The sequence below is a fragment of the Streptomyces sp. NBC_01750 genome (genome assembly GCF_035918095.1).
In the GTDB taxonomy this organism is placed as follows: Bacteria; Actinomycetota; Actinomycetes; order Streptomycetales; family Streptomycetaceae; genus Streptomyces.
Genome location: NZ_CP109137.1, coordinates 8,557,816 through 8,577,099 on the forward strand (window position 1 = coordinate 8,557,816; position 19,284 = coordinate 8,577,099).

Below are 19,284 nucleotides of genomic sequence, written 5' to 3' on the forward strand. Positions count from 1 at the left end.
TCACCTCCCCTTCTGCGTGGTGGCGTTGGCGGTGGTGTCGGCGACGACGGAGGCCGTCACCCGTCCGACGCGGATCAGGGCGTGCGGCGGCAGCGGCGTATCGGTGCAGGGCTGTACCGGCAGGCCGTCCACCGTGAGCGTCAGCAGCGGCACAGCCGCCACTTCCTCGTCGATGAGCAGCCGGCGCGCCAGCGTGGTGTGGATGAGTGGCCCGCCGAAGGGCCACCCGTCGCCACGGTCGCCTCCGTCGAGCGGGTGCAGGAAGCGGCGCAGCCCGTCCTCGGCGCGGCGTACGGCTGCGGCACGGTCGGCGCCCGTGGCGAGCGCGAGCACGATCCGGGCGTCGACGCGGATGTATCGGGGCGCTGCGGCGACGACCGTGATACCGGTGGGGGCGAGGGTGCGCGTGAGGTGATCCGCGACGGCCTCGAGGTCGCCGGCCGAAGGGAGCGGCGCACCGGCGGTGGCGGGGTCCTCGTCGGGCGGCACCAGGTAGATGCCGACGATGCCGGGCAGCCGGGCGCCGGGATGGTCCGGGTGGTGCCCGGGTACGGCGTGGGCCCGGGCGATGCGCGCACCCGGGGCGCGCATCGCCAGCAGCGCGTGGTCGGTGGGGGTGACGGCACGCCCGGCGGTGCGGATCTCGGCTGCGCCGCGCCGTACGGTCGCACCGAACGGCTCGGTGTCAGTTCCGCCGGTCCCGGGCAACGGGTTGGTCACCGAGGCCACCCCGGGCACCGCCGTGCGCAGCACGGTGGCCGTGTCCGCCGCGACGGCGCCCTGCCTGCCGCCTCCGGTGCGGTAGCTGACGGCCCGTACATGGCCCACACCGGGCGGCAGCGCGACCCCGTGCACCCCGTCGCCGAAGGTGAGGACGCCGGTGTCGGCGTCGAGCGAGAACACCCGGTCGGCGGGGCCCGCGAGGACCAGGTCGGGCACTTCCCGCCACAAGGGCAGCGAGTCGTGTGTGGTGGGGGTCGCGCCGTCGACCGGGAAGAGCGGCGCTGCGGGGTCGTCGGCGACGGTGACGGTAAGGGATCCGGGGACGACGGGCGCTGTGGCCAGCCGCAGCCGCACGCCCGCGCCGCCGTCCTGCTCCCGGGGGTCCGCCGGCGCCGGGCTCAACACCTCGTCGCGCACGGTCCGTACGGCGCTCGCGAGCACCGTGTGCGGCAGGACGGCGGCGAGTCGCGGCGGCTCGGCGTACGTCCCTGTGGTGAGCCGCACCCGCAGCCAGCGGGCTTCGGGAAGCTGGGCCCCGCCGGGCGGCCGGCCCGGCCGCCAGCCCGTCGGCAGCCGCAGCTGTACGGTCCCGGTGCCGGCGAGATTGCCGGTGTGGTCCACCACCACGTCGGCTTCCCGGAAGGTGTCACCGTCCAGTACGGACCAGCGCAGTTGCGGCGGGGCTGCCTCGGGCAGAGCGACGGCTCCCCGGGCGGCGGCGGCCGGGCCGCCGGGGCGCGGGGCCGCCACGAAGGCGAGCGAGAGTCCGCCCTCGAGCGCCTGGGGGGCGGTGAACCCCAGCCACAGGGCAGAGCCGGGCGCGCTCCGGGCACCGAACGGGAGGAAGCCGTCGGCATAAGGGTCCTGACCCGGCGTCACCTCATCCACGGGGCCCGGCAGGATGCCGGTCGCGGGGCGGCCCACGGCCAGGGACGTGAGCTCGGCGGGCGACACCCACATGTCGTCCACGGTCTCCATCACCACTTCGGCGCCGTCCTCGCCGGGCGCGCCGGCCTGGAAACCCGCGGGGACCTGAACCCCCGCTCCTGCGGCTGCCGTTGCCGTGAGGCGCAGCAGCACCTGGGCGGGTGCCGCGGGCAGCAGGGAGACCCCGGCGATCCGCAGATGCTCGACGAGCAGCTTGCCGGGCAGCCGGTCGACGCGTGCGGCCACCGCCTCGGCCATCAGCGCGAACAGCCGCAGCAGCGCATCCCCCGCGTCGTCGGGACCCGTCCCGGTCCAGTCGGGAGTGAAGCCGCCGGCCCGGGCGCGCAGCGCGGCGACCAGGTCCTCCCGTGCGGCACCCAGCAGCACCGGGCGGCCGTCCGTGTCGAGCAGCGCCGTACGCGCGGCGCCGGCGGACAGCGTCCACCACGGTTCGTCCGCCCCGGGGGCGAGCCTCGCGGAGGGATCGACAGCGGCGGAACGGTCCGGGCCGTGGGTGTTCATGCGCGTACCTCCCGTGGAGCGGCACCGGACGGCGGTGTGGTGCACACGAGGATCTCGACGGGGCCGGGAAGTTCACCGGGTCGCAGCGGAAGATCGCCGCAGGACTCGGAGGGACCGTCGTCCAGGGCCGCGGCGACGGACTGGACCGGGGTGCGGTCGCCCGCCGCTCGAAGTGCCCGTTCGGCCGCTCGCAGCAGCGCCGACGGGCGCAGCACGCCGCCGAACGGCCAGCCGGTGCCGTCGTCGCCGCCGGTGAGGGGGTCGAGGAAGCGGCGCAGTGCCGCATCGAGGAGCTGCCTTCGGGCGGTGTCCGCGGGGAGGGTGATGCGGACGCGGACCGGGCGGTAGCGCGGGGGCGCCGCGAACACTCCGGCGCCGAGCAGACGTGCGGCCTCCAGCCGGGCGCGTACGGCGGTCAGCGCGCCGGGGTCGGGAACGGGCAGGGGTACGGCGTCGGGCGCGGTGCTGTCGCCGGTGGCGCGCGGCACCCGGGGGACCACGATGGTGGTCACGGAGCCCGGCACGTTCCGCGACGGGTGTGAGGGGTGGGCGCCGACCAGCGCGTGGGCGCGGGCCACGGCGACCCCGGGGGTGGACAGGGCGAGTTCCTCGTGGTCGGCGGCGGTCACGGCCCGGGTGACGACAGCGAGCGCGGGGGCGGCCCGGCGGCGGGCCGCCGCCGGGGTCTCGGGCTCGGCCCCTCCTGCGCACGGGACGAGGGCGCGCGCGGTGCATGGGGCGCCGGGTGGTTCGGTGTCCGGGGATCCGCCGGTGAACACCCAGGCTCCGGGCGGCGCTTCCTCCCCGGTCGCGCGCTGCGGCTGCGGGCGGGCGAATCCGGACAGTGCGGGGAAGGCCAGCAGCGCGGCCGGTTCGGCAGCGTGGGCGGGGACCGCCGGGTCCGCGCCCCCATTGCCGGACGGTCCGCCGCCCAGCCGGTACGCCGCCCGCAACACGGTCCCGGGCCCGGTGACGTCGGGCCGGGGGATCCGACCGGTCAGGCCGTCGCCGAAGCGCAGCGCCCCGAAGGCCCGGTCCACGGTGAACACCCGGTCCAGCGGCCCGCTGAACGCCAGATCAGGCACGGCTGCCCAGTCGTGGGTGCGACGGCGGCCCGCGTCGTCCGTCTCGCGCAGCGTGAAGTGCGCGACGTCGATCAGGCGTCCGGCGGCGTCGCCGGGCAGTACGACGGTGAGGCCGGGAAGCGGCGGGTGGTGGGCGAGTTGGGCCACCACGGGCCCGTCGGGGCCTTCCTCAAGGCGGACGCGCTGTGCGTGGTGCGCGGGGACGGAGTTGGGGGACAGCCGCAGCAGTCGCGGCGGCGCGGCGTAGGTGGCGGCGGGCGTGGCCAGCACCAGCTCCATCTCGGATCCGGCGGCCGTTGCCGGCAGGGTCAGCCGGACCAGGCCGGACCGGCGCAGTCCGCCGGTGCCGTCCGACACAGCCCCCTCGGGCAGTGCAGCGGTATCCCCAACGGGCCCGTAGAACCAGTTCAGTTGAGCCGGGGGAGGCACGTCGGGTACGGCCCCCTCGGCCCAGCCGTCGGCCGTCCGGCTCCCGGTCCACGGCCCGGCGGGCTGCTCCAGTGCGAGCAGCAGCGAGAGCGTTCCGCCGTCCGGAAAACCGTCGCCGGACACGGAGAGCCGGATCCGGACCCGCGCGGGGCGGCCGTGGGAGCCGGCCAGGGGCACCGGGCGTCCGGCGGCGAGATCGGCGGTGCGGTCCCGGTCGCCCGTCGCCTCCCGCACCGACAACCCGGCCACGCGCACCGGCAGTACGTCCAGGTCCCGGTCGAGGCAGAAGTCCCTCCCGCGCCCCGGTTCACGGCTGAACGACGCGCCCTCCCGGATCCGCAGCCGGGTGCCGGGCGTCTGCGGGACGATCTGCAGGACCGTCACCGCGGCCGTCGCCGGGGCCGGTCCGGGCACGCCCAGCAGCCGCAGCACCGCGTGCACGACGGCGTCGGGGATCTGGTCGAGCCGGTAGACCTGCTGCTCCAGCAGATATGCCTGGAGGTCCAGCAGCGTCATGCCCGGGTCGACGGGGGCGTGCAGGGTCCAGCGGCCCGAGGATTCGGCGGGGATCCGGGAGCGGACCGCGTCCACCAGATCGGCCCAGGACAGATCGTCCAGCCGCAGCGGCGTCAGGGTCATGATGTGCCACCCCCGCCGGCCGGTCCGGCTGCCCCGAACGCGCCCGCTCCGCCCACCAGTCCGGAGCCGCCGTCGAGGTAATAGGGGAAGACCAGCGTCTCGTGCCGGCCGGTCGTTCTGACCCGGTAGTCGACGGAGACCGTCACCCGCCACTCCTCGCCCGGCTGTGCCTGCGCCCGTACGTCGTCCACGGCCGCCCGTGGCTCGAAGTCGCGGATGGCGATCCGTACCGAGTCCTCGAGCTCGCGCAGTGAGCGCGAACTGCCGGGCGCGAAGACCAGCTCCGGGGCGCGGGTGCCCAGCGTGGGGCGCATCACCCGCTCGCCCAGCGCGGTGCGCATCAGTACCAGCAGGCAGTCGCGGACGCTGTCCTCGCCGGCCGCGTACGCCAGCCGCCCCGAGGCGTCCGGCAGCAGCGGGAAGTGCCAGCCCTGCCCCAGGAAGGCCTCCGCGCCGCCCGGCGCGCCGCCGTTCACAACGCCACCTGCACCGTCGTCGACATCGGCGGCGGGCCAGGTGCGGGGATCGCCGGACCGGTCGCGCCCGGCGTGGCGACAGGGTGGGTGTGCCCGGTGAACCACGGCAGGAACGTCTCCCACGGGACCACGTGCTGCGTGGCGCCGGTGCCCAGCTTCACCTGCGGCGCGTCCAGCGTCACCGAGCCGCCGGTGACCTTGACAGGGCCGGAACCGGCGCTGATCTCCACCGAGCCGTCGGCCGTCACCGTCACCTTGCCGCCGGACGCGGTGCGCACCACCACCGAGCTGCCCGCGTCGTCGAGTTCAATGCGGTGCCCGGCGGACGAGGTGAGCCGCACGGCTTCCTTGCCGGGGCTGTCGTCGAGGGCCAGTTCGTGGCCGTGCTTGGTCCGCAGCAGCTTCTCGTCCCGGCCGCTCGCCCGGTGCGTGGGCGGCTTGTCCACGCCGTTGTAGAGGCTGCCGATGACGATGGGGAACCGCATGTCACCCTGGTCGAAGGCGACAAGCACCTCGTCGCCCTTCTCCGGCACGAAGCTCGCCCCGTATCCGTTGCCCGCGTACGGCTGGGCCACCCGGCACCACTCGGTGATCGTGGCGCTGTCGAACCAGGGCAGTCTCAACTGCACCCGGCACTCCTTCTCCGGGTCGTCCTCCACCCGCTCCACCACACCCGTCGACACACCGAAGTACCGCTTGTCCACGGCTGATCCCGGCATACCCGTCATCGCTTCGTCACCGCCCCTCGGAAGTACGCCGTGCCTCGAACGAGGTCAAGAATCCGGATGAGTTGAAGGAGTGCGTCACCTTGGTCGTGTAGTAGGTGCCGCCGAACCTGCCCCCCACCCCGCCGATCCGCAGTGAATCGCTCGGCACCAGATCGGGCAGGCCGGCCAACTGGCCGGCGCAGGTGACGAATTCGTACGACTTGCCGCGCAGTACACTCACCGCCAGCGCACGCGCCTCCTGCTCCGAGCTCACCGGGCGGTCCACGATGACCTCTTCCCGCTCGCCCATCTCCTGTGCGGCGGCCGCCGGACCGCTGCGCCCGGCGTCGTGCTCAGCCTGCAGATCCGCCTGTGTCGCACTGCTGACGATCGCCTTCTTCGTCCGGGGATCCCAGCCGCGCACCGTCACTTTGGCGACCTGCCCCGACAGGGTCAGGGTCGGGCGGAACGAGATCAGGCTGGGCGCGGGGGAGGTGGCGGAGGCCTCGCCCAGTTCCGGGTGTCCTGAGCGGGCACCACGGGCCAGTACCGAGTACCAGAGGTCGAAGGTGCGCGGCCGGCGGGCCGTCGAGCCCGCCCTGCCGTCGGCGGGGGAGACGAAGTACAGCTGCTCCACTCCGCTCTTCGGGTCGGGCGCCACGTAGCACTCCCGGTCGACGCCTTTCGCCCGTTCCAGCAGGAAGGCGACATCGTCCTGGTTCTTCTGCATCACCAGCGGATGCACCACGCCCTCCTTTTCGGCCACCAGCTCCAGCCCGTGCCGCTCCGCGACCTTCTGCGCGATCTGCCAGTCGGCGAGGCCCAGATACTTCTTCACCTCGTCGGCCCGTGGTTTACGGGCCTTCATCTGCGCCGTGCGGTCCTGGCAGGAGACCTGCAGCGTCGGCGGCCCCGACGAGGGGAAGTCCGGCTGGATCGTGGTGACCTGGCCCTTGGCCACCACCGGCGGCCGGGGCTGCGAGGTGTAGCCGAGCCGGACCTCCACCAGCTGGCCGGGGGCGAAGTGCTTCGGGTCGTCGAAACGCAGCCGCAGATTCAGCTCGTCCCAGTTGCTCAGCGCCAGCGAGAACGTCCCGGTCTTGTCCAGCTCACGGACCACCTGGATGTCGAGCACACAACTGCGCATCTGCCCGGCGATCTCGGAGCCGTCCAACGCGACCTCGAAACACGGGGCGTACGTGTCGGCCGGCAGCGGCGTCGCGGTCGTGTTCCTCAGTAGCGCCATCACCCTCACCCCCGGTCCAGGGCGGGGACGACGAGTGCCATCCCCGGGGCGAGCGCCCGCGGATCGGCGAGGGAGTTGGCGGCCGCCAGTTCTCGCCAGCGCCCGGAGTCCCGGTACACCGCGGCCGCGATGGAGGAGAGCGTGTCGCCGCGCCGGACCGTCCAGACCTTCTGCACGGTCGGCGAACTTGTGGCCGTGGTGAGGTTCTGCTCCTCCGCCGTCCTGAACTCCTTGAGCGACAGGGACACTTTGGCCCGGGTCGGTGTGCCGTCCCGGTCGAAGAGCACATAGGTGATGGAGAGGCTGTCCACGACGCCGGTGAACGAGGGATTGGCGCCCCAGGCGAAGGTCACCACCGGCGGTGCGTGGGTGGTGCTTTGACGAGTCGTCAGGGACTGGAAATCGTTGAGCCACCGCCGCTGCACATCGCGGCGCCCGCGCACCGGCTCCTCGGCCGCGTCGACCAGCGCATCCAGCTTGAGGGTCCGCGCGCCGCCGCGTACGAATTGCAGGGGGGGCGCGTCCAGGCCCGGGACGCCGATCTCGGCGAACGTCACGGCCTTGGAGACGGCGTACTCCGTCGGATTGACCGGCAGCGTCAGCAGCGGGTTCACCGGCCCCGACACGGAACCGGGCGGGTGCACGCTGAGCGTCGCCGGCGTCGCAGCGGCGTCCCGCCCCGAGGGGAGGCCGGGCAGTGGAAGCATCAGGCACCCCCGAAGCAGCCGGTCGCGGACCCGCCGGAGGAGTCCTGGCCCGGCCCGTCACCGGTCAGGGACGCCTCCCTGGCCAGCAGCCGGCCGCGGGCCCTGACGTCATCCTGCCGTTGGGACCACTCCCGGATGTGCTGTGCGAAGAGCCGGGCGAAGACCGCCGTGTCATCGCCGCCGACCTCGAAGTCGACAGAAAGGTGATGGATCGTCAGCATTGTTCTCTCCCGAACCCGTGATCACGACATGCCGTGCTTTCCCTGCGGCCGTTGCCGCGTACGTCAGCCCAGCCCCGGCACCGCCTGCTCCACCGCCACCAGACCCTCGTGCGCGATCTCCAGCTGCTCCACGGCCACTTCGCTGCGTTCCGCGTGCAGATCGGGGCCTGTCCACTTCGAGGCCAGGCCGCCCCTGAAGGCCCATACCGCGCCGGGGAGTCCGGCCCCGTCCAGCAGCAGCACCGCCCCGCTGCGGCGCGCGCCCAGCGGGTTGCCGAGCCCGGCCTGGTACCAGGCCCACAGGCCCGTGCCCCGGGCCACCCCGCGGTGCAGCACGATCCGGTTCCAGGAGTGGCGTACCGGGAACTGCCGGAACCGGTCGTTGACCCCGCCTTCCGGATACGAGGTGACCTCCAGCTGCGCCCCGAGCCCGGTGACCTGCTGGAAGGCACCCTGGGCGGTGAGCGGCAGCAACGCCGTCTGCGCGGGCGGCAGGTGGGCGGCGGCCGGGCCGAGCACCACCAGGAACCGGTACTTCGGCAGCGGCTCGGCGAAGAACTCCAGCGCCTGCTCAGTCATCCCTCCACCACCTCCAGCCGATCCCGCCCGCCCATCAGCAAGCGGATCGCGATGAATTCCATGGGCGCGGCCGGAGCCACCTCCACCTGGCAGACCACCTGCCCGAGCGCCGCCTGCTCCGGAGGGTTCAGCCCTTCGTCGCACCGCACCCGGAAGGCCTCCGCGGGCCGGTCCCCGGCCAGCGCGCCCGCCTCGAACAGGCCGAGCAGTACTTCGGTCAGCCCCTGGACGAGCAGCAGCCGCAGACCGGGTGTGTCGGGCTCGAACAGCAGCGGCCCGGCCACCTCGCGAGCCGCCCGCACCAGACGGTGGACGAGCCTGCGGTGGGCGATGAACCAACCGTCGCCCACGCCCTGGGCCTGTGGTTGCGGCACCGCCGTACGACCGCCCCACACGAGCGGGCCTCTGCCGGGCGGGCAGCGCAGCAGATTGGCGCCCGATCCGTAGACCGCCACTTCCTGATCGGGGCGCAGTACGTGGGCGAGGTCGACGACGCCCTCGAGCGAGGCGTTGGCCGGGGTCGCGAACACGCCTCGCTCGCGGTCCAGCCGCGCTGCCACTCCGGCGACATGGCCGGAGGCGGGCACCGTACGCAGCGCCGGGAGCGTGGTGGCCAGCGGGTCGGGCACCCGCAGTGGTGGCCAGTGCACAGCGCACGCCTGCAGGCCCGGTATGTCGTGACGCAGGCGCAGTGCGTCCATCCAGCCGGTGGCCTGTCGGCCGGCCGCGGCGGGGTCGGAGGTTCCGGCGCCCGTGAGAGGCGGGTCGAGCAGTGCCAGCCGGTCGAGCGCGTCCGCGCACCCCTCGACCAGCAGATCGGCCAGCTCTTCCCGGCGGGTCTCCCCGACCCCGCAGCGGTCCAGGTCGGGCAGCGCCAGCAGGGCGGGTTCCGGTAGTTCCACCATGGCCCGTACCGCGTCGGCGTAGGCGTCGGCGAGGGTCCCGCTGTCATCGGGGCTGCCGGGAGAGGGAGCGCCTCCGGTGAGGGTGGCCGTATGCGTTCCCGCGTGTGCGGCCGGTGGGCCGGCGGGTGCGGGACCGTCGGGGACCAGCCGGATGAGCCGGGAGGCAGCTGCCACGGCGTCGGGGAGATCGGTTGGGCGCAGCCAGCCGAAGGACTCGGGGGACTCGTCGGGTGCCTCGACCCGCACCAGCACCTGGGGGTGCCCGGCGGATCCGGTTAGACGATGACGGACCGTCACCCGGGTGCCGTCGGCCCGGCCGCCCGGGGACGCGGCATCGATCCGGCAGCCCGCCGCGGGCGCGAAGGGTGAGGGCGCCCCGGCCGGCCAGGCGGCCGTGGCGGCGGTCGCGCCCGCCGGCTCCGTCCGCAGTACCCACAGCGCGCTGCCGCCGTTGGCGAAGAATCCGCGCACCGCATAGGGCAGATCGAGTGCTGCGTCCAGGCCGCCGAAGGCCGCGGTGTAGGCCGCCCAGTCCGTGACGCGGACCGGGGTGGCCACCGGGCCGCGCCGGGTGCGCCCCGCGAAGCAGGCCACATCGGTGCGCAACGGCTGGACGGGATCGGCCGCCGCGGCTGCCGTCGCGATCAGTCCCGGCAGCAACGGCTCGGCGGGCAGGGGCGGTTCGAGGGCGGATGCGGACACGGCTGTCTCCCGGTCAGACGTCGATCTGGAGGTCTTCGACGCAGAGTTCGAGCGTCTCCATCGCGATCTCGTTCTTGGTCGCGCCGAGCGAGGGGCCGGTGTACTTCACCGGCCAGCCGCGGTCGAAGTTCCAGCGCATGACCTCCTGGCGGTTCTCGTCGAGGAGGAGGATCGCCCCCGGAGCTCGCTGGGTCTGGCCGTTCATCGACTTCTTGATCCAGTTCCAGAACTCCGGATGGCCGGTGATGCCGCGCTTCAGCGTCAGGTTGGAGAATTTCTTGAGGCCGGGGATCTTGCGCACCCGGATGTCCTCGCTGCCGTTGCGGTAGTCGATCGGCTGGATGTCCACGGTGAGCCCGGAGACCTCCGTGAAGGACGCCTGGACGTCCTGGCCGTTGGCGGCGACACCGGTGACCTGCACGAGGAAGTTATAGGCGCCGTACGGATCGTCACGCTGAACGGGTGGCACAGCCGTCCCCTTTCTTTTGCGGCGGTTGAAGCGTTCTCAGTGGTCGCGGCGATGTGGCTGTTCAGGACGTGTTCGACTCGCGGGTCGCCTGCTGGATCCGCACGACCACGAACTCGGCGGGAAAGACTGGGGCGACGCCGACCTGGCAGACCAGGCGGCCCTGCGCGAGGTCGTCCTCGGTCATGGTGGACCGGTCGCAGACGACGTAGAAGGCTTCCTCCGGTGTGGTGCCGGCCAGTGCGCCGGCCCGCCAGACCTCTGTCAGGAAGCTGCTGATGCTCTGCCGGACCGAGGCCCACAGCTGCTCGGCGTTGGGTTCGAAGACGACCCACTGGAGTCCCTCGTCGAGTGACTCCTCGATGAAGAGGAAGAGCCGGCGGACGTTGACGTACCGCCACCGGGTGTCGTCCGACAGGGTCCGCGCTCCCCACACCCGCTGGCCCAGATTGGGGAACGCCCGCAGCACGTTGATCCCGACGGGATTGAGGGTGTCCTGCTCGCGCCGGGTGACGTCCGAGGCCAGACCCGCGCCGGGGACGATGCCGCGCAGCACCGTGTTGGCCGGCGCCTTGTGGACTCCCCGCTCCACGTCCGTACGGGCGTAGACGCCGATCATGTGCCCCGACGGGGGCGCCTTCGCGGTGCCGGCGCCCGCCGGATTCGGCACCTGGAGCCAGGGGTAGTACAGGGCGGCCCGGTCGGTGGACAGCGGCTCACGAAAGTCCCTGATGGCCTCGAGGTCGGCCGCGGGAGGTCCGTCGAACACGGCGAACCGGTCACCGAGGATCTCGCAGTGCGTGTTGAGGCCGTCGAGGACGGTCGGATCCCAGACGCCGGGCACGGCGCAGATCGCCACCTCGTCGATGTCCTCGAGGGCCTGGATGCCCGTGCGGTTACCGCTGCCTCCGTCCACGCCGATGTAGTCGGCGGGCGTGAGACCTCCCGCGCCGCCGGCGCCCCCGGCCAGATCGAGCGCGGCGAGCGGCCGGCCCGGGTCGGTCCTGGAGACACCGCTGCTCAGGAACGGCAGCGGATCGGCGCCGATGGTGAGCGAGAGGAGTGCGTCCGGGTCCGCGCCGACGGCCGTGGCGAGTGTCGCCAGATCGGCGGCCGGCGGGTTGAGCGCCGACGGGACCGTCCGGGTCTGCCGCGGGACGCCGGGCGGCGCGTCGACGATCTCCAGCCGGAAGCCGGCCAGGACGAGGGTGTCGCCCTCGACGGCCGCGGCCGCGGGCGGGCGGTCCAGGGTGAGCGTGATATTGACGCCGTCGGGGGCGTGACTCACGACCGTGTGCAGACTGGGCTGCTGGGTACGGTCCGCGGGAACGAGGAGAACCGTGCTGTCGGTATCGATCGCGCCCAGACCGGCGATCGTCACGGTGGCCGGGGGATCGCCCGCGGGTGGCGCGGCGGGCGCCACCACGGCAAAGGTGGCGGACCGCGCGAGCCGCAGGACGGCATGCAGGGCGTTGCCGCCCTCGCCCGCCTGCACAGCCTCCGCGGCGAGAACCGGCACCGGCGGGGTGGCCTGGTCCACAAGAGTCGCGGAGGCCTTGGTGCTGCCGACGGCCGGGGGCACGATCCGCTTGACGTAGAGCCGTTGGCCGCCGTTGTCGAAGAATCCCTTCACCGCCAGCGGCAGCAGCCACCACCGGATGCCGTTCGCGTCGGCGGCGGCGACGTCGGCGTCGCCCGGTCGGGGCAGGAAGCCGCCGAAGAGCCGGTGGAAGTCCAACAGGCTGGTCACCAGCTTGGGTTTGCCCGAATCCGGCCCTCGGGCGGTCACCCCGACCATGCCGGCGGTGCTGGTGGCCACCCCGGTGATGGGCCGCGGGCCGGTGGAGATCTCCTCGACAAAGACGCCTGGGCTGAGGTATTCGGGCATCGGGGCTTCCTCCGCTACGGGATCTCGATGAGCTGCTCGGTACCGCTGATGTCCTGCGCGGTCAGATGGATCGATGCCTCGGGGCCGCCGGCCTGGCCGGGATCCGCGAGCGCCGTGACGGTGAACCACTCGGCCTCGGGCGCGGCGGGATCCTGTGCGGGCAGTTGAGGCTTGCTGCCGGGACGCCGCAGCGGCAGCCGGAAGGCGCCGTCCCGTGCCGTCGCGGCGTACTCCGCCCACTCGGCGACCCGCGGCAGAAAGCCCGCGTCCGCCCGGGCCCGGCCGTTGACCGCCGCTCCGGCCACCGCCGCACCCGTGGGCCCGCCACGCCGTACCCGCCCGCGCAGCAGGCGCGTTCCGGGCGGGAAGGGATAGGCGGGCAGCGGATACAGCCGTACCCGCGTCACCGCGGGCGCCGCCGACGCCGGAGCGTCGAACTCCACGCCGCCCGGGTGCTCCGCGTCCAGCAGATACGGCGAGACGAGCCGGATACGCAGGCGCTGTACGCCGCCCGGCGCGGGAGCCGGATGCGCACTCGCCAGGGACGGCAACACGATCGCACCGCCCGGAGTCGTCACCACCGGCACGTCGTCCTCGGCGGTCCACCGGCCGCCCGCCAGGCGCCGCTCGACCACGGCGGTGACCCGCAGGACGGGCGTACGTCCGGTGAAGGCGTCCAGCGGCAGCAGGCAGACCGGGCCCGGTGCGATCCGTACGGTGTCCACCGCCGCGCCCCCGGCCGTCATGTGCGGACCCCGGCGCGTTGTCCGACGGCGACGCCGCCGCCCGTGACGGCCGAAGCCGCGGTGATGTCGCGGGAGGCCAGATTGACCACCCGCACTTCGTAGTTGAGGGAGAGGCGGTACGGCTGCGAGATCGCCCACCACACCTTCGCCCGCTCGTCGAGCGACAGCGGAGCCAGGCGTAGTTTCAGTGACTCCCCGGCCTCGGCCACGCTGTTGCTCTCCGCGGCCGCCACGAGCAACGGGCCCTGCAGGATGGCGTCGTCGTACAGCGCCCGCATGGCCCTGCCGAGCATCCGCTGCTGGGCATCGGGGGTGCCGCCGGTCGGGACGAGCAGATAGCGCAGCAACAGCGCCATGTCCGCCCTGCGCCGCTCCTGGCGGACGGCGCCGGTGACCGGGTCCTCCACCACGGTGTGGCGGGGACCGCGGTTGCGTGCGCTGGGGTCCTCGGCGACCTCGTAGAGGAAGAGCTCGAGACCGAGCCCGGCGTTGCCGCCCTGTTGCTGACCAATGAGGTCGACGAGACGTACCTGGGCCTGGGAGCCGGACTCGCGCACCGCGTCGGTCAGTACCTTCAGCAGGATGTCGGACACATCGGCGATCACGTCGGGACTGCCCACTGCGATCACCCCCTGATCGTGCGGATGCGGCACGGATGCTGCCCGACAGGTGTGTGCCGGACCGGCCAACCACCTGCGAGACTAGGGCCGGGTGACACCCCGGCTCTTCGGGGAAATCCCTGGTTCCCTCCCTGGATCCGCAGGCGGCGCCGGGCCGGAGGCGGCGGTGCCGGGACACCTGACGGCGCGGGAAGCGAGGCGGCCCGGTGCCGGGAGATCGCCGCATGGAGGTTCATGACATCCTGTGACGTCACAACTCGCCGGATGGGATCGGCGGACGTCCGGGGGTTTACGGGGAAGGTCGATGAGGCTCTGCTTCCTGGTGGAGGAGCACTACCGTCATGACGGCATGCCGATTGAGGTGATCCGTCAACTGACGTCCTGGGGGCACCAGGTGGACGTGCTGCGGCCGGGCGGTTCCCTGCTGTGCATGACCGAGGCGGTGCGCGCGGGCACCCATGACGCCTGGGTTCTCAAGACGGTCTCCGGTGGCCCGGGGCTCACCTTGCTCGAAGCCGCGGCCGCGGCCGGGATGACGACGGTCAACGACGCGCGGTCGATACGAGGTGTACGGGACAAGGCGCTGGCCGCGGCGATCGGTCGCAGCCGTGGTCTTCCGCTGCCGCCGACCTACGCGGCGGCGCGGCCTGAGCTGCTGGCGGAGATACCGGCGTCGGAGTATCCGCTGGTGATCAAGCCCGCGGACGGCAGCTCGGGACGGGCCGTGCACCGGGTGTCGTCGCCGGATCGGCTCGCCGCGATGGTCCCCGAACTCGCGGGGGAGGGCATGCTCATCGCCCAGCCGTATGTGACCAACTCGGGCATAGACGTCAAGGTGTACTGCGTCGGCGGTGAGCTGTACGCGACCGAGCGCCGCTCCCCGCTCCATCCCGGCCTCTCGGTGCGGGAACGCCGCGTGTCCCTGTCGGCCGAGGTGGCCGCGATTGCCGCTCAGGTCGGGGTGGTCTACGGCCTCGACCTGTACGGCGTGGACGTGCTGCTGGGTCCGGACGGCCCTGTGGTGGTGGATGTGAACGACTTTCCCAGCTTCCGTCAGGTCCCGGACGCTGCGGGCCGGGTGGCACGAGCCGTGCTCGAGCTGGCCCGCGCCGGCCAGGCGTCCGGCGCGGCCGTGCTGCCCTCCGCCCGTCCGCCGGAGCAGCACGGCGGGGTCCGCGGGCCGTCGTTGACACCCCGCCCTCACCCTGCGCAGGTCCCGACTCCTGTGCAGATTCCTGCGGCGGCGGGGGAGAGCATATGAGGATTGGCCTGATCACACCCGAGCCCGGCCATCCGCTGCTGGCCGCCACCGCCGCCCTCCTCGTCCCCGAGCACCAAGTGCAGACGCTGGACCCGAGAACGGTCGGGGAGGTCCCCGAGCCACTTGCCGACGTCTACCTGCTGAAGTCACGTACGCCACGTGCCCTGGCCCTCGCTCGCGACCTGGAGCAGCTCGGCGCGCCAGTGGTGAACTCGGCCGCGGCGACCGCGTTGTGCCAGGACCGTACGGCGATGGCGGAGCTGACCCGGCGGGCCGGCCTCCCGTTCGCGAGCACCCGCACCTTCACCACGCTCGCTCAACTGGCGTCCGGCCCACGGCTCCCCGGCCCGGTGGTGGTCAAGAGCCGCCACAGCCGAAGGCACGACCTGGTGGCCCGTCTCGACAACGACACACAACTTCGAGAGCTCGCCGCCGCATGGCCACAGGAGCCGGTCGTGGTGCAGGAGTTCGCACCGAACAGCGGCTGGGACCACAAACTGTGGGCGATCGGAGACCAGCTCTTCGCCGCCTTGCGCCGGTCCGAGCTCTCGCCCGGAGGGAGCGGCCCCACACTGTCGCTCACTCCCGACAACCTGCCGCGTGGCTGGCCCGCCTTGGTGCGCCGGGTCGGCGAGGTCTTCGAACTCGACGTCTACGGTGTGGACATCATCGACACGGGCGACGGCGCCCCGCTGATCGTGGACATCAACGCCTTCCCCGGCATCCGGGGTCAGTCCGGCGCTCCGGAGGCCCTTGCGGCACTGACCCTGTCCAGAACCAACCGGTCATCAACTGCCGGCACGCGGCGGGTGACCGGGGCACGGGGCTCGTAGGGCAGGCCGACGCTTCATGACCGATGGGAGGGGCAGGCCTCAGTCGACGACTCTCTGCCACGCCGTCGTGCCGAGCAGTCCCGAGTCGCCGATGTCGAGTCCACCCTCCGGCTGCACAGTCTGCCGGTCGACCCCGGCGGCCGGGGCGATCTCCACGTACACGCCACTCCCGCGCCGTGTCGCCGTGTCGACGGCCGAGTAGCGCCAGACGAACACGCTGCGCGCGGACTCCCCGGGCGTCAACGTCACGGGGTGCGGTCCCGGGTCGTCGAGCTGTGTGATCGGTTCCGGTCCCTTGAGCACCGTTACGTCCATGCGCTCGTGGTCCACGTCCCGCACCCGAACATCGGGGTAGCCGTTCAGCCGGTGGTCGCGCTTACCGCAGTTGGTGAGGGTCACGGGCATGGCGCGGAGTCCCATGGCGGCATTCACTGTGCCGGTCGACACGAGCACACCCGTGTCCGGGCAGCCTTGAGCGTCCACGGAAGAGGGCGGCTCGGCATCACCCGGCGGAAGCGTCCGCGCAGCGGTCGACGGACCGGTGCCCGGTGGCCGGGGCGACTCCTGTGCTCCGGTCCGCGCCGGATTCGACTCACGATCGAGTTCGGCCGAGAGCCCGCACCCGGTGGTCAGGAAGGCCACCGCCGCCAGGATCAGCGCGTGCCTGAAAGGTATGACGGTCATGCCGAGATCATCACACGCGGCCTCGTACGCCCCGGCCATGATCCGCCGTGCCATCGGCGGGGTGCCCCGGCCGGCAACGACGGGATCCGGAGGGCCGGTTCGTCGCTCCCCTCGTGACCGGCAAGCGCTGAAGCGGACCTGGTCCATCCTTTGTCGGGGACAAAAAATCCGGTGCCCTGGACCGTCCTCGCTTACTACACTCGCCACACGCGCCGCCACAACATCACAGCGCGCGCATCGACAAGTGAGGGGAGCCCGACCGTGCGTTACCGCACCGCTGTCGTCGTTCCCCGTTCACGGTACGACGTGATCCTGATGTCTACCTGCGCCCGGTGCCGGCCGCGCGGCCGCCACTGGACGTCCGAGACGAACACCTGATCCCTGCCTGCCCGTGAGCCGACTGGTCGGCGTACATGCCGATGTGGTCGCGCCGCATCACGGGGTGATGCCGGGTCAGGGAATTCTGCCGGCCTGACCCCAGGCCGTTTCGTCCGGGAATCGCGCTGCCTGTTCTCGATCACCCTGAAAGGCCTTGGGCCGTGCGTACCGACCTGCACACCACCAGTCCGCTGACCGCCGTCCGGAATCTGGGCATCCTCGCCCACGTCGATGCCGGCAAGACCACCGTCACCGAACGGATCCTGTACGTCACCGGAGCCACCCACAAGCGGGGCGAGGTCCATGACGGCACGACCGTTACCGACTTCGACTCACAGGAGCGCGACCGTGGGATCACCATCTTCGCCGCGGCGGTGAGCTGCGTCTGGGACGGTCACCGGATCCATCTGATCGACACGCCGGGCCACGTCGACTTCTCCGACGAGGTGGAGCGCTCGCTGCGGGTGCTCGACGGCGCGGTAGCGGTGTTCGACGCGGTAGCGGGAGTCGAGCCGCAGAGCGAGTCGGTGTGGCGCCAGGCCGACCGGCACGGAGTGCCGAGGATCGCCTTCGTGAACAAGCTGGACCGTGCCGGTGCCGACCTCGACACGGCGGTCGAGTCGATCCGGGAACGGTTGCATACGGTCCCGCTGGTGGTCCAGCTGCCGATCGGGCAGGAGGACGAGTTCACGGGTGTGGTGGATCTGCTGCGTATGCGCTCGCTGGTATGGGGCGCCGGACGCGACACGTTCGAGGACGGCCCGGTGCCCGACTCCCTGCGTGAGGAAGCGCAACGTCGCCGCCGACTGCTCGAGGAAGCGGTGGCGGAACTCCACCCGGTCGCGTTGGAGGAGTTCTGCACGGAGTCGACGGTCTCCGCACCGACTCTGGCCGCGGCACTGCGCGACCTGACCCGTAGTGGTGAGGGCGTCGTGGTGGTGTGCGGATCGGCCTACCGCAACTGCGGGATCGAGGCGCTGCTGGATGCCGTCGGGGCCTACCTCCCGTCGCCTCTGGACGTGCCGGCGGTACGTGGCTCCTTGGGCGGCACGGTTGAGGAGCGGGTCGCCGACCCGACGGCGCCGTTCTCCGGACTGGTCTTCAAGGTGAATTCGACCGCCACGGGCCGGCTGACCTACCTGCGGGTGTATTCGGGAACGATTCAGAAAGGAGACGTAGTGCTCGACGCAGGCGCGCACCGCAGCGAGCGGATCGGCCGGATCCTGCGGGTGCAGGCCGACCGTCACGAGGAGGTGGACCAGGCGGTGGCCGGGGACATCGTTGCGGTGGTCGGGCTGAAGGGCGCCCGCGCAGGGGCCACCCTGTGCACACCCACGGCGCCCTTGGTCTTCGAACCGCCCACCGTGGCCGATCCGGTCGTCTCTGTAGCGGTCGAGGCCCGCAGGAGCCTCGATACCGGCCGGTTGGCGTCGGCGTGGGCACGGCTGGTCGAGGAGGATCCTTCACTGACGGTCCGGACCGACCCCGAGACCGGTCAGACAGTGCTGTCGGGGATGGGCGAGCTGCATCTGGAGGTCGCGGTGGAGAAGATCCGCCGCACCCATGGGCTGGATGTCAGCGTCGGACGGCCGCAGGTGGCCTACCGCGAGACGGTCGTGCGCGGCGTGTCCGGTCTGGTGTACCGGCACGTCAAGCAGGATGGAGGCGCGGGCCAGTTCGCGCACGTGGCCCTCGACGTGGAGCCGCTGGAGGCCGCGGTCGGCGCCGCCGGTGACAAGGCCGGCGCCCACGCGGGCGACTTCGTGTTCGGATCGACCGTCGCTGGTGGACGGGTGCCGCAGGAGTACGTCCGCGCGGTGGAGGCAGGTTGCCGGGATGCTCTGGCCGAGGGTCCCCTCGGCGGTCACCCGGTGACCGGACTTCGGGTCACACTGACGGACGGAGCCACCCATTCCAAGGACTCTTCGGAGATGGCGTTCCGGACAGCCGGCCGGCTCGCACTTCGGGCGGCCCTGCGCGTCGGCGTGATGGCGCTCCTGGAACCGGTGGCTGAGGTCACGGTCACCGTGCCCGACGAAGCCGTGGGCGGGGTGCTCGGTGACCTGGCGGCACGACGCGGCCGGGTCTCGGGCCAGGCCGCCCGGGCCGGCACGGCGGTGATCACCGCGACTGTGCCGCTGGCGGAATTGTTCGGCTATGCGTCCCGGCTGCGCAGCCGCACCCAGGGCCGGGGAAGCTTCACCAACCGGGCCACCGGCTACGCCCTTGTGCCGGCGACGGTGTCCGACGGGATGCTGTCACGGTAGATCTCAGGGATGGCTCCGCCCGCACGCGGGCGGGGTCATCCCGACGGCCTGCGGACGCGCCGTGGGGGGCAGTACATTCTGCGCCCGCGACACGGCCCGAGGGGCGGGGACCCCGGCGTGCTGAACCCTTGCCGGCTCACCGGTGTCACGGGTGTTGGCGGGTGTGGTGGGACCAGGGGTGGTTACGATGACCCGGCCTTGTCACCGCCGTGTCACAGACGATCAATGGCCGAAACCCGACGCGGGCGGGCGCTGTCTGCAGTGACGAGTGCC

Annotated in this window: 17 protein-coding genes; 3 read left to right on the forward strand and 14 right to left on the reverse strand. The window is 72.5% G+C overall.

The window, feature by feature from the left end; genetic code table 11:
• The 13 genes from OG966_RS38565 to OG966_RS38625 form a co-directional block, all read right to left on the reverse strand.
• Positions 1-2,172: a putative baseplate assembly protein gene (locus tag OG966_RS38565; RefSeq protein ID WP_326654775.1), complete on the reverse strand. Its 2,172-nt coding sequence runs from the start codon at positions 2,170-2,172 to the stop codon at positions 1-3.
• The gene (locus tag OG966_RS38570; protein WP_326654776.1) at positions 2,169-4,325 is read right to left on the reverse strand and encodes a hypothetical protein; all 2,157 of its coding nucleotides are present in this window, start codon (positions 4,323-4,325) and stop codon (positions 2,169-2,171) included. Before OG966_RS38570 ends, OG966_RS38565 begins: the two co-directional genes overlap by 4 nt.
• Positions 4,322-4,801: a GPW/gp25 family protein gene (locus tag OG966_RS38575; protein ID WP_326654777.1), complete on the reverse strand. Its 480-nt coding sequence runs from the start codon at positions 4,799-4,801 to the stop codon at positions 4,322-4,324. The genes OG966_RS38570 and OG966_RS38575 overlap by 4 nt, the downstream gene beginning before the upstream one ends.
• Positions 4,798-5,520 carry a phage baseplate assembly protein V gene (locus OG966_RS38580; protein ID WP_326654778.1) on the reverse strand — a complete coding sequence of 241 codons (723 nt, stop codon included), beginning with the start codon at positions 5,518-5,520 and terminating at the stop codon, positions 4,798-4,800. Before OG966_RS38580 ends, OG966_RS38575 begins: the two co-directional genes overlap by 4 nt.
• 16 nt (positions 5,521-5,536) lie before the next feature.
• Positions 5,537-6,754, reverse strand: coding sequence for a phage late control D family protein (locus OG966_RS38585; RefSeq protein WP_326654779.1), 1,218 nt, complete (start codon positions 6,752-6,754; stop codon positions 5,537-5,539).
• A gap of 5 nt (positions 6,755-6,759) precedes the next feature.
• The gene (locus tag OG966_RS38590; protein ID WP_326654780.1) at positions 6,760-7,461 is read right to left on the reverse strand and encodes a CIS tube protein; all 702 of its coding nucleotides are present in this window, start codon (positions 7,459-7,461) and stop codon (positions 6,760-6,762) included.
• Positions 7,461-7,682, reverse strand: coding sequence for a putative phage tail protein (locus tag OG966_RS38595; RefSeq protein ID WP_326654781.1), 222 nt, complete (start codon positions 7,680-7,682; stop codon positions 7,461-7,463). The genes OG966_RS38590 and OG966_RS38595 overlap by 1 nt, the downstream gene beginning before the upstream one ends.
• Positions 7,683-7,745: 63 nt before the next feature.
• A complete protein-coding gene (locus OG966_RS38600; RefSeq protein WP_326654782.1) occupies positions 7,746-8,261 on the reverse strand; it encodes a phage tail protein in 516 nt (171 codons plus the stop codon).
• Entirely contained in the window at positions 8,258-9,868 is a 1,611-nt protein-coding gene (locus OG966_RS38605) for a phage tail sheath subtilisin-like domain-containing protein (RefSeq protein WP_326654783.1), read from the reverse strand. Before OG966_RS38605 ends, OG966_RS38600 begins: the two co-directional genes overlap by 4 nt.
• Positions 9,869-9,881: 13 nt before the next feature.
• Complete coding sequence (locus OG966_RS38610) at positions 9,882-10,337, reverse strand: phage tail protein (RefSeq protein WP_266484108.1); 456 nt, start codon at positions 10,335-10,337, stop codon at positions 9,882-9,884.
• Positions 10,338-10,398: 61 nt separating this feature from the next.
• Positions 10,399-12,222: a phage tail sheath family protein gene (locus OG966_RS38615; RefSeq protein ID WP_326654785.1), complete on the reverse strand. Its 1,824-nt coding sequence runs from the start codon at positions 12,220-12,222 to the stop codon at positions 10,399-10,401.
• A gap of 14 nt (positions 12,223-12,236) precedes the next feature.
• The gene (locus OG966_RS38620) at positions 12,237-12,968 is read right to left on the reverse strand and encodes a hypothetical protein (protein WP_326654787.1); all 732 of its coding nucleotides are present in this window, start codon (positions 12,966-12,968) and stop codon (positions 12,237-12,239) included.
• A complete protein-coding gene (locus tag OG966_RS38625) occupies positions 12,965-13,597 on the reverse strand; it encodes a DUF4255 domain-containing protein (RefSeq protein ID WP_326654788.1) in 633 nt (210 codons plus the stop codon). The genes OG966_RS38620 and OG966_RS38625 overlap by 4 nt, the downstream gene beginning before the upstream one ends.
• Before the next feature lie 295 nt (positions 13,598-13,892).
• Here OG966_RS38625 and OG966_RS38630 point away from each other — a divergent pair, with 295 nt between their 5' ends.
• Entirely contained in the window at positions 13,893-14,849 is a 957-nt protein-coding gene (locus OG966_RS38630; RefSeq protein WP_326654789.1) for an ATP-grasp domain-containing protein, read from the forward strand.
• Positions 14,846-15,682 (forward strand): ATP-grasp domain-containing protein, encoded by an 837-nt coding sequence (locus tag OG966_RS38635; RefSeq protein ID WP_326654790.1) that lies wholly within the window; start codon positions 14,846-14,848, stop codon positions 15,680-15,682. Before OG966_RS38630 ends, OG966_RS38635 begins: the two co-directional genes overlap by 4 nt.
• A gap of 39 nt (positions 15,683-15,721) precedes the next feature.
• Here OG966_RS38635 and OG966_RS38640 read toward each other — a convergent pair whose 3' ends face one another.
• Entirely contained in the window at positions 15,722-16,366 is a 645-nt protein-coding gene (locus OG966_RS38640; protein ID WP_326654791.1) for a DUF4232 domain-containing protein, read from the reverse strand.
• Between the two features lie 539 nt (positions 16,367-16,905).
• On the opposite strand from OG966_RS38640, the gene fusA reads away from it, so the two are divergent.
• Positions 16,906-19,011: an elongation factor G gene (fusA, locus tag OG966_RS38645; RefSeq protein ID WP_326654792.1), complete on the forward strand. Its 2,106-nt coding sequence runs from the start codon at positions 16,906-16,908 to the stop codon at positions 19,009-19,011.
• Positions 19,012-19,284: the final 273 nt, after the last annotated feature.